10 protein-coding genes and 1 pseudogene are annotated in these 10,387 nt (G+C 55.1%); 8 read left to right on the forward strand and 3 right to left on the reverse strand.

What is annotated here, in order from left to right; genetic code table 11:
* Positions 1-28 precede the first annotated feature (28 nt).
* From hemJ to QZ522_RS14380, 7 genes are all read left to right on the forward strand, one after another.
* Positions 29-478, forward strand: coding sequence for a protoporphyrinogen oxidase HemJ (gene hemJ / locus QZ522_RS14350; RefSeq protein ID WP_294612960.1), 450 nt, complete (start codon positions 29-31; stop codon positions 476-478).
* Positions 479-597: 119 nt separating this feature from the next.
* On the forward strand, positions 598-1,869 hold the full coding sequence (rho, locus tag QZ522_RS14355; protein ID WP_294612938.1) for a transcription termination factor Rho: 1,272 nt from the start codon (positions 598-600) through the stop codon (positions 1,867-1,869).
* A 27-nt stretch (positions 1,870-1,896) separates the two neighbouring features.
* On the forward strand, positions 1,897-3,183 hold the full coding sequence (gene mnmE, locus QZ522_RS14360; protein WP_294612941.1) for a tRNA uridine-5-carboxymethylaminomethyl(34) synthesis GTPase MnmE: 1,287 nt from the start codon (positions 1,897-1,899) through the stop codon (positions 3,181-3,183).
* Positions 3,184-3,195: 12 nt separating this feature from the next.
* On the forward strand, positions 3,196-5,058 hold the full coding sequence (gene mnmG / locus QZ522_RS14365) for a tRNA uridine-5-carboxymethylaminomethyl(34) synthesis enzyme MnmG (RefSeq protein ID WP_294612944.1): 1,863 nt from the start codon (positions 3,196-3,198) through the stop codon (positions 5,056-5,058).
* Positions 5,055-5,660: a 16S rRNA (guanine(527)-N(7))-methyltransferase RsmG gene (gene rsmG, locus QZ522_RS14370; RefSeq protein WP_294612946.1), complete on the forward strand. Its 606-nt coding sequence runs from the start codon at positions 5,055-5,057 to the stop codon at positions 5,658-5,660. The genes mnmG and rsmG overlap by 4 nt, the downstream gene beginning before the upstream one ends.
* The gene (locus QZ522_RS14375) at positions 5,653-6,462 is read left to right on the forward strand and encodes an AAA family ATPase (protein WP_294612948.1); all 810 of its coding nucleotides are present in this window, start codon (positions 5,653-5,655) and stop codon (positions 6,460-6,462) included. The genes rsmG and QZ522_RS14375 overlap by 8 nt, the downstream gene beginning before the upstream one ends.
* Positions 6,463-6,481: 19 nt before the next feature.
* Positions 6,482-7,387 carry a ParB/RepB/Spo0J family partition protein gene (locus tag QZ522_RS14380; RefSeq protein WP_294612950.1) on the forward strand — a complete coding sequence of 302 codons (906 nt, stop codon included), beginning with the start codon at positions 6,482-6,484 and terminating at the stop codon, positions 7,385-7,387.
* A gap of 7 nt (positions 7,388-7,394) precedes the next feature.
* Here the strand turns inward: QZ522_RS14380 and hemW are convergent, their stop codons facing one another.
* From hemW to rph, 3 genes are read right to left on the reverse strand one after another with little or no spacing between them, the layout of a single operon-like run.
* Positions 7,395-8,552, reverse strand: a complete 1,158-nt coding sequence (hemW, locus tag QZ522_RS14385; RefSeq protein ID WP_294612954.1) for a radical SAM family heme chaperone HemW — start codon at positions 8,550-8,552, stop codon at positions 7,395-7,397.
* On the reverse strand, positions 8,545-9,153 hold the full coding sequence (gene rdgB, locus QZ522_RS14390) for an RdgB/HAM1 family non-canonical purine NTP pyrophosphatase (protein ID WP_294612956.1): 609 nt from the start codon (positions 9,151-9,153) through the stop codon (positions 8,545-8,547). The genes hemW and rdgB overlap by 8 nt, the downstream gene beginning before the upstream one ends.
* Positions 9,146-9,862 (reverse strand): ribonuclease PH, encoded by a 717-nt coding sequence (gene rph / locus QZ522_RS14395; protein ID WP_294612958.1) that lies wholly within the window; start codon positions 9,860-9,862, stop codon positions 9,146-9,148. Before rph ends, rdgB begins: the two co-directional genes overlap by 8 nt.
* A gap of 147 nt (positions 9,863-10,009) precedes the next feature.
* On the opposite strand from rph, the pseudogene hrcA reads away from it, so the two are divergent.
* Positions 10,010-10,387, forward strand: a pseudogene (hrcA, locus tag QZ522_RS14400) (heat-inducible transcriptional repressor HrcA); the annotation flags it as partial.

The following is a 10,387-nucleotide window of genomic DNA, read 5'->3' on the forward strand; positions in this document are numbered from 1 at the left end:
AAAGACTGGGACCCGAGTGAGGATAGCCATGTCTGATTTACTGATTACCTTTTATCCTTGGATAAAGGCATTTCACATTATGTCGGTAATTTCATGGATGGCAGGATTATTCTATCTGCCCCGCTTGTTCGTTTACCATACCGAACAATCCGTACCTGGTGATAGCCGCGATGAAGTGTTCCAGATCATGGAAGTGAAACTGCTCAGGCTCATCATGAATCCGGCGATGGTGGCGACCTGGGTTTTCGGTCTGGCCCTGGTCATGACCCCAGGTATTGTTGATTGGTCCGCGGTCTGGCCCTATTCCAAGATTTCAGGTGTCCTGGTGTTGACCTGGTTCCATCATTGGCTTGGGTGGCGCCGAAAGGATTTCATACGGGGTGAGAACAAGCACACAGGGCGCCAGCATCGCCTGATGAACGAGGTCCCGACCATTGCCATGGTTGTGATCGTTCTCTCGGTCGTGGTGCGGTTCTAAGGCCGCATTGACGAAACGTGCCATGACGGCTATGACATGCGCAAGCGCCCGTCCGGGTGGCCCGTTTTCCATCAATGAATGATATATGCGCCCCTTTGGGTGCAGGTGAAAGTTGCGCTATGACCGAAGAACGTCTGAACCTCGCCGATCTTAAAGCGATGACCGCGAAAGATCTTCTTGCGATTGCGGAAGATCTCGAGATCGAGAATGCGTCAACCATGCGCAAGGGCGAGATGATGTTCTCGATCCTGAAAGAACGGGCCGAGGATGGCTGGACTGTTTACGGCGATGGTGTGCTTGAGGTTTTGCAGGATGGGTTCGGGTTCTTGCGCTCGACCGAGGCAAACTATCTTCCGGGTCCGGATGACATTTATGTCTCGCCTGACATGATCCGCCAATATTCGCTTCGCACCGGGGATACGATTGATGGCGAGATGAAGCAGCCTGACGAGAACGAGCGGTATTTTGCCCTGACCTCTGTCACGCAGATCAATTATGAAGACCCTGAAAAGGCCCGTCACAAGATCGCCTTTGATAACCTTACGCCGCTTTATCCGGACGAACGGATGACGATGGAAATCGAAGATCCGACGATCAAGGATCGTTCAGCGCGGGTGATCGACCTTGTCGCGCCAATCGGTAAAGGCCAGCGGTCATTGATCGTGGCGCCGCCGCGGACCGGTAAGACGGTTCTGCTTCAGAACATTGCCAACAGCATCGGGAAAAACCACCCGGAATGTTATCTGATCGTTCTGCTGATCGATGAACGCCCCGAAGAGGTGACGGATATGCAGCGCTCGGTAAAGGGTGAGGTGGTAAGCTCTACCTTTGACGAACCGGCGACACGTCACGTTGCCGTGTCAGAGATGGTGATTGAAAAGGCCAAGCGCCTTGTCGAACATAAACGAGATGTTGTTATTCTTTTGGACTCGATCACAAGACTTGGTAGGGCATATAACACTGTCGTTCCGTCTTCGGGTAAGGTTCTGACCGGGGGCGTGGATGCGAATGCCTTGCAACGTCCAAAGCGGTTTTTCGGTGCCGCGCGTAATATTGAAGAAGGCGGATCGCTGACCATTATCGCAACGGCCCTGATCGACACAGGTAGCCGTATGGACGAAGTGATCTTTGAAGAGTTCAAGGGCACCGGCAACTCTGAGATCGTGCTTGATCGCAAGGTTGCTGATAAGCGGGTATTCCCGGCAATCGATATCCTCAAGTCTGGTACCCGGAAAGAGGATTTGTTGATCGACAAGGTCGACCTTCAGAAGACGTTTGTGCTTCGCCGGATTCTGAATCCGATGGGAACCACCGACGCGGTTGAATTCTTGCTGTCTAAACTCAAACAGACCAAGTCGAATGCGGAATTCTTCGATTCGATGAATACCTGACCCAGCCACCATAACGGGGGCGTGTTCATGGACACGATTTATGCTTTGTCGACGACGCAAGGAAAGGCCGGGGTCGCCGTTATTCGCGTCTCTGGCCCAAACGCCATGTTGTCCTGCGCGGCGCTTTGTGGTGACGTGCCGATGCCGCGGCGCGCGTCTTTGCGTGTTTTACGAGATCGTGCAGGCGGACATCTCGACGAAGCACTTGTTTTGACCTTTCCCGAACATCAAAGCTTTACAGGTGAGCCGGTTGTCGAGTTTCAGCTTCATGGAAGTATCGCGGTGGTTTCGGCGGTCCTGGATGTATTGGGACAACATGAGGGGCTGCGCGCCGCAGGGCCGGGCGAATTTACGCGGCGCGCTTTGGAAAACGGTCGCTTGGATCTGGCCCAGGTCGAGGCCCTTGGCGATCTGATCGAATCCGAAACCGAGGCGCAACGCCAACAGGCCTTGCGTGTTTTTTCGGGGGACCTGGGTAAAAAGTGCGAGGAATGGCGTAAAAACCTGATCCGCGCGGCCGCGCTTTTGGAGGCCACGATTGATTTTGCCGATGAAGAGGTTCCCGTCGATGTATCGCCAGAGGTGACCGAACTTGTAAGTCTTGTGCAAAGCGGACTGCGGGTAGAAATCGCGGGATTTTCGGCGGCAGAGCGCATTAGAAGCGGCTTTGAAGTCGCAATCGTTGGCGCGCCGAACGTAGGTAAATCAACGCTCCTTAACGCTTTGGCGGGGCGGGATGCAGCAATCACGTCAGAATTTGCCGGCACGACGCGGGATGTTATAGAGGTTCGTATGGACCTCGGTGGCCTTCCGGTCACCCTTCTTGATACCGCCGGTCTTCGCGAAACAGAGGACGCGGTGGAATCGATCGGGATTGAGCGCGCGCGCTCACGCGCAGACAATGCAGACCTGCGCGTGTTTCTGATCTCAGAGGGACAGAAACCAGAGATTTTACCGCGTGATGGCGATATCGTACTGCGCGCGAAAGCGGATCTTTTGGATGATTGCGAGGGCGCGATTTCGGGAAAAACAGGGTTTGGCCTATCTGCCCTGGTGGATCAGATTACTAAAACGCTTGGCGTGCGGGCGTCGGGCGCGGGACTTGCGACGCGGATAAGGCACAGGCAGGCGATGCAGCGCGGGCTGGATTCGCTTGACGCTGCCATGGCTTTAATTCCTCTCGGCGAAGAAATGGCTGATATCGCGGCCGAAGAGTTGCGGACCTCTATCCGTGCCCTTGATTCTCTGGTAGGACGCATAGATATCGAAAATGTTCTGGATGAAATCTTTTCGAGTTTTTGCCTCGGAAAGTAAGGAGTGTTTCACGTGAAACATTTTGACGTCATTGTCATTGGCGGCGGTCACGCCGGTGCAGATGCGGCGCATGGCGCGGCACGGATGGGTGCGCGAACGGCGCTTGTTACCCTCACCCGCGAAAGCATTGGCGTTATGTCGTGTAATCCGGCGATCGGTGGCCTGGGCAAAGGTCATCTGGTTCGTGAGATTGATGCGCTTGATGGTGTGATGGGACGAGTCGCCGATCGCGCGGGCATTCAGTTTCGTCTTCTGAACCGTCGCAAAGGTCCCGCTGTGCAAGGCCCTCGGGCACAGGCAGATCGAAAGATCTATCGTCAGGCGATGCAGGCCGAGATCGAAAAACAGCCAAATCTTACCGTCATTGAGGGCGAAGCGGCGGATTTTATTCTTAGCAATGATCGTATCGCGGGTATCGTGCTTGCTGACGGAAGTGAGATAACGGCCGGAGCCGTGGTTTTGACCACCGGTACGTTTCTGCGCGGTGTCATCCATATTGGTGAGGTGTCTCGTCCAGGCGGGCGCATGGGCGACCGCCCGTCGGTCAAGCTTGCCGAACGCATCGACTCGTTCAATCTTCCACTTGGACGCCTTAAAACCGGTACGCCTCCGCGGTTGAATGGCAAAACAATAGCCTGGGATCAATTGGAGAAACAGCCCGGTGATGAAGATCCCGTGTTGTTTTCTTTCCTCTCAAAGCGACCGCTCGCGCGTCAGGTTTCCTGCGGTATTACCCATACAAACGAAAGAACGCACGATATCATTCGTGAAAACCTCGGGCGGTCTGCTATGTACGGCGGCCATATAGATGGAATTGGACCGCGCTATTGCCCGTCGATTGAAGACAAAATCGTGCGCTTTTCTGATAAGACCTCGCATCAGATATTCCTGGAACCGGAAAGCCTGTCGGATGATGTTGTCTATCCCAACGGCATTTCGACATCTTTGCCAGAGGATGTACAGGTTGATTACGTGCGTTCGATTTTCGGCCTCGAACAGGCTGAAATACTTCAACCGGGCTATGCAATTGAATACGATTACGTTGATCCGCGCGCCCTTGATAGCACTTTGGCGGTAAAAGACGTTGCCGGGCTGTATCTCGCGGGTCAGATCAACGGGACAACTGGATATGAAGAGGCGGCGGCCCAGGGGCTTGTCGCGGGCATCAATGCTGCTCTTTCCGTTCTTGGTAGGGATCCAGCGGTGTTTAGTCGGACAAATAGCTATATCGGCGTGATGATCGACGATTTGACAAGCCGCGGCGTGAGTGAGCCTTACCGGATGTTTACCTCTCGTGCCGAGTTCCGTCTTTCGCTTAGGGCGGATAATGCCGATCAGCGCCTTACGCCGATGGGTTTAGCGCTTGGCTGTGTTGGCGAAAATCGCCGGATCATCTTTGAAGACAAGATGCGTCGCCTTTCGGCTGGCCGCGAAGCGCTGGAGTCAAAAAGCTTTACCCCGCGTGAGCTCGCCGGTGTTGGGGTTAAAACATCTCAAGATGGCGCGCGCCGAAGCGGATTTCAGGTTCTGGCCTACCCGGATGTCGGGTTTGATGATATTCTGCGGCTTGATGACACGCTTTCGAGCGTCGACATGGAGTGCCGGGCGCAGTTGGAAAAAGATGCGCTTTATTTCAACTACATAGATCGGCAAAACCGCGATGCTGAAATGGTGAAGCGTGATGAGGCACAAACTATCCCGCCTGATTTCTGCTTTTCCGAGATTGACGGGCTGTCGAACGAGTTGAAAACAAAGCTGAACGCAAGTCGCCCGGAAAATCTGGCAAAAGCCGCAAGAATTGACGGCATGACACCTGTCGCTCTTACATTAATTCTTGCCAGGCTTCGCCATGCAGGCCGGGAAAAGTCCGCATGAACTCAGCGTTGGATGTTTCACGTGAAACAAAGGAGCGATTGGAAGTCTATGCAGAGCTGCTCCGCAAGTGGAACCCGAAGATAAATCTTGTTTCGAAAGCCACAATAGAAGATCTGTGGTGGCGCCACATCGAGGACTCGGCTCAAGTGTATGGGCTTGTGCCCCATCCCGTTGATCACTGGGCGGATATTGGATCTGGCGGGGGCTTCCCAGGGCTTGTTGTTGCGATCATCGCCTTGGAGCGGGGCTCGCCCCAAAGAACCACGCTTGTAGAAAGCGATTCCCGAAAGTGCGCCTTTCTGCGCACAGTTATCCGAGAAACCGGCGCCAACGCATCGGTCCTGAATGACCGGATCGAAGCCTTGCCTCCGATGGGCGTCAATGTTCTTTCTGCGCGCGCGCTTGGAAGCCTTGACCTGTTGCTTTCATTTGCAGAACGACATTTGGGTGACGGTGGGACCGCAATTTTCCCAAAAGGTGTGAACTGGGAAAAAGAGCTTTTGGAGGCGCAATCTAAGTGGAATTTCAAATACGAGCTTGTTAAAAGTAAAACAGAATCCGGTCCCGTAATCATGAAGATAGCAGGAGTTTCCCGTGCCTGATCCAACTCGCCCACGCGGACCAAAGATCATCGCGATTGCCAATCAAAAGGGCGGTGTTGGCAAAACCACGACCACAATCAACCTTGGTGCAGCCCTTGCCGAAGCGGGCGCCAGGGTTCTGATCGTCGATCTGGATCCCCAAGGCAATGCCTCTACCGGACTAGGGATAGAGGCGGATGCGCGCGAATACACAACATATGATCTTTTGTTAGATGAGATTAGCCTGGGCGACGTCATTCAAAAGACGTCGGACGATAATCTTATGATCATTCCTGCGACGGTTGATCTCTCATCGGCGGATATTGAGCTTATCTCGAACGAAAAGCGCAGTTTTCTGTTGCATGATGCCCTGCGCCAGCATGCGATCGACGCCTATGCGCTTGATTATGTCCTGATTGACTGCCCGCCTTCGCTTAACCTTTTGACTGTCAACGCGATGGTCGCCGCTCATTCGGTTCTGGTCCCGCTTCAGAGCGAATTTTTCGCGCTTGAAGGATTGTCGCAACTGATGCTGACGATCCGCGAAGTGCGCCAGACCGCGAATGCAAACCTTCGGATTGAAGGGGTCGTGTTGACAATGTTTGACGCTCGCAACAACCTTTCGTCACAGGTTGAAGAGGATGCGCGCGATAATCTTGGTGACCTGGTCTTTCGAACGCGCATTCCGCGAAATGTGCGGGTAAGCGAGGCCCCGTCATATGCAGTTTCCGTATTGAGTTATGACTCGAATTCCAAAGGTGCGCAGGCCTATCGCGATCTGGCGCAGGAACTGATGCAAAACAACGCGCGCGTCGCCGCCTGAACCGAAAAGGACAAGACAAATGGCCAGCAAGAAAACACAACAGCGCGGACTTGGGCGCGGTTTGTCCGCCCTGATGGCTGATGTTGGCGATGATGCCCGCGCTTCGGCCGGGGGGGCGGCAAAGCGGCCTGATTTGATGGTGCCGGTTGAAAAGGTTCAACCAAACCCGGATCAGCCACGCCGCAGCTTTGACCAGGAACAGCTTCAGGATCTGGCAAATTCGATTGCGGAAAAGGGCATCATTCAGCCCTTGATCGTACGGCCCAACCCGCGCCGCGAGGGTGAATATGAAATTGTTGCAGGTGAACGTCGCTGGCGTGCTGCGCAGATGGCCAAACTGCATCAAATTCCGGTTTTGGTTCGCCAATTCAATGACACGGAAGTGTTGGAAGTCGCAATTATCGAAAACATCCAGCGCGCGGACCTGAACCCTGTAGAAGAGGCGACCGGTTACAACCAGCTGATGCATAAATTTGGCCATACGCAGGAAAAGCTGGCCGAGGTTCTCGGGAAAAGCCGAAGCCACATTGCCAATTGCGTGCGTCTTTTGAATCTGCCGGAAGAGGTGCTGGGATATCTGCGCGAGGGAAAGATTTCTTCGGGCCATGCGCGTGCGCTGATTACTTCGGATGACCCGGCTGCCCTTGCGCGCCAGGTAATTCAAAAGAACCTGTCGGTCCGTGAGACTGAAAAACTGGCGAAAGCGGGTATCGGGAATATCTTCAATGAGGGCGGGGCCACGGTCAAGGCCCGGAAAGCGCCCGAAAAGGATGCCGATACCAAGGCACTTGAAGGCGATCTTTCGGCCAATCTTGGGATGAAAGTGACGATCAACCATGCCTCGGGTGAGGAAAATGGCCAGATCACCATTAGCTATGACACGCTTGATCAGCTTGATCAGCTTTGCGGGCTGTTAAGCAGCTAAAACGGCTCTAGTCAGGCAGAAGATCGCGAATGACGGCGTTCAGAACGGCGCGACCCCGAGACGTGGCGCGCAAGCGCTGCCCATTGGTCTCAATCATTCCGATTTCTTGCAGATGTGCGACAGCGGTCACATCAAGCGGGGCCCCGGAAAGGGCGGCAAATCTTTCGGGATCAATCCCGTCGTTGATCCGCAATCCCATCAGAAGATATTCGGTTGCCTGATCTTGACCACCAAGTGCAGTAGTGCGCTTTTCCGCATTGCCCTGTTCGACCGACGTCAACCAGCGCTCGGGAGAGGAATAAGCCTCGGTCGCAAAGCGCTCTCCATTGCGTGTGATACGCCCATGCGCGCCGGGACCGATGCCGATGTAATCGCCATAGCGCCAGTAAATCATGTTGTGGCGCGATTCCGATCCTGGCTTTGCGTGATTTGAAACCTCATAAGCGTAAAGGCCCGCCGCATCGCATATGTCCTGAGTTGCATGATACATATCGGCGGCCGTGTCGTCCTCTGGCAGACCGCGAAGTCGCCCGGCCGCATAACGATCGCCAAAGGCCGTGCCCTCTTCGATTGTCAACTGATAGAGCGAAAGATGATCAATCGCCATCGACAGGGCCTCTTGCAATTCTAAGCGCCAGGCATCCAGCGTCTGATCCTGGCGGGCATAGATCAGGTCAAAACTTACCCGGTCGAAATTTTTACGTGCAATATCAAAAGCTTGCTTGGCCTCTTGGACGGAATGAATACGCCCAAGCCGTTTTAGATCATGATCATTCAGAGCCTGAACGCCCATGGAAATCCGCGAAACGCCGCCTTCGGCAAAGGCCCGGAACTTGCCCGCCTCAACAGATCCGGGGTTGGCCTCTAGCGTAACTTCAAGATCGTTGGCAGCGGGCCATGCATGGCGCACACGGTCAAGGATTGCCGCGACGACATCGGGATTCATCAGGCTTGGCGTGCCGCCGCCGAAAAAGACGCTGTTAAGAACGCGCCCCGGAAGCATCTCTGCGTAGCGATCGATTTCGGTCAAATAGGCATGAAGCCAGCGAGATTGGTCTATCTCACGCGCAACGTGGCTATTGAAATCGCAATAGGGGCATTTGGCCTGACAAAACGGCCAATGGATATAAAGGCCAAAGCCCCCTGCTTGCCAATCTTCAGCCAAAACAGCCCTTTACGAATTTATCGAACGCATCGGCGCGATGGCTGATGCGGTTCTTTTCCCAGCGATCCATTTCGCCAAATGTGGTCTCATACCCCAGCGGCTGAAAGATCGGGTCATATCCGTGACCTTCAGTGCCCCGCATCGGCCAGACAATCCAGCCCTCGACCGTCCCGGCAAAAACCTCGTCGTGACCATCGGGCCAGGCGAGCACCAGAGTACAGCAAAACCGTGCGGTCCAGGGTTGGGATACGCCGGATGCGATCAGCCTGTCGTGGGTCTTTGTCATGGCCATGATAAAATCACGACCAGTCTCTGTTTCGGCCCAATCAGCGGTATAAACGCCCGGCGCGCCATTCAGGGCGTCGATTTCAATACCGCTATCATCCGACAGGGCCGGAAGGCCGGTTGCCTTGGCGGCGGCATGCGCCTTGATCCGGGCATTGCCGACAAAAGTGGTCTCGGTTTCTTCGGGTTCGGCAAGGCCCTTGTCGGCGGCGCCCACAACGCGGACGCCGTAAGGGGCAAGCAAATTGGCGATTTCTTCGAGTTTACCCGCGTTATGCGTGGCCACCAACAGTGTTTCGCCGCTGAACTTACGCACCGGTTGCCTCAAGCTGTTTGGCGACAAGTTCGTCAACGCCCTTTTCCGCGAGATCGAGCAGGGTGTTCATCTGGTCACGGCTATAGGTCGAACCTTCGGCGCTCATCTGAACCTCGATCAGCCTTTTCGAGCCGGTCATGATGAAATTGCCGTCAACGCCGGCATCGCTGTCTTCGGGATAATCCAGGTCAAGCACCGGCTGGCCCGCGTAGATCCCGCAGGACACCGCAGCAACCGGATCAACAAGCGGATCGCTGACGACGTCACCGGCCTTCATCAGCTTTTGAACCGCAAGACGAAGCGCAACCCAACCGCCGGTGATGGATGCACAGCGCGTGCCGCCATCGGCCTGGATGACATCGCAATCAACGGTGATCTGGCGCTCGCCAAGGGCGACACGATCCACACCGGCGCGCAAAGAGCGGCCAATCAGGCGCTGGATTTCAACGGTACGGCCGCCTTGCTTGCCTGCTGCTGCCTCACGGCGCATCCGGCTATTGGTCGAACGCGGAAGCATGCCGTATTCTGCGGTGACCCAGCCAAGGCCGCTGCCCTTGATAAAGGGCGGCACGCGGTCTTCGATCGTGGCGGTACACAAAACATGCGTATCGCCAATTTTGATCAGGCAAGAGCCCTCGGCATGTTTCAGAATCCCGGTCTCCATTGAAACTGGCCGCATTTCGCTTAAATCTCTACCCGACGGTCGCATCACAATTCCCTTTCGCTGTTGGGCGGGGGATACAGGTGAAGCGCCTGCAATGGCAACCCCGATTGACCTTTGGCGCAACCCGTCTTTAATGGCAGACCTATGAGGAAACCCAATTAGATGAATAACCACAGGCAGGCCCTTGACCAGATGAACGACCGCTCGCGCGAAGTATTTCGCCGCGTGGTCGAAAGCTATCTTGCCAATGGTGATCCTGTGGGGTCGCGCACCCTGACGCGTGACTTTAGCGAAAAGGTAAGCGCGGCGACGATCCGCAACGTGATGCAGGACCTGGAATATCTCGGCCTGTTGGATAGCCCGCACATCAGCGCCGGGCGCGTGCCGACCCAGGAAGGTTTGCGCATGTTCGTCGATGGCCTGCTTGAGGTGGGCGATCTTGAGGCAACAGACCGCAAGATGATCGACGATACCGTCAGCAGCAATTCAAAGGATGTCGGCGGGATACTCGATCGCATCGGATCTGCCTTGTCGGGGGTGACGCGCGGCGCGTCTCTGGTTCTCACGCCG

The organism is uncultured Roseovarius sp. (genome assembly GCF_913054395.1).
Taxonomy (GTDB): Bacteria; Pseudomonadota; Alphaproteobacteria; order Rhodobacterales; family Rhodobacteraceae; genus Roseovarius.

Bases quoted from the DNA above. Each gene is read 5' to 3' on its own strand.
- rph (WP_294612958.1), bottom strand. From the start codon at position 9,862: ATGCGACCGTCGGGTAGAGATTTAAGCGAAATGCGGCCAGTTTCAATG.
- mnmE (WP_294612941.1), top strand. From the start codon at position 1,897: ATGGACACGATTTATGCTTTGTCGACGACGCAAGGAAAGGCCGGGGTC.
- rho (WP_294612938.1), top strand. From the start codon at position 598: ATGACCGAAGAACGTCTGAACCTCGCCGATCTTAAAGCGATGACCGCG.
- hemJ (WP_294612960.1), top strand. From the start codon at position 29: ATGTCTGATTTACTGATTACCTTTTATCCTTGGATAAAGGCATTTCAC.
- rsmG (WP_294612946.1), top strand. From the start codon at position 5,055: ATGAACTCAGCGTTGGATGTTTCACGTGAAACAAAGGAGCGATTGGAA.
- QZ522_RS14380 (WP_294612950.1), top strand. From the start codon at position 6,482: ATGGCCAGCAAGAAAACACAACAGCGCGGACTTGGGCGCGGTTTGTCC.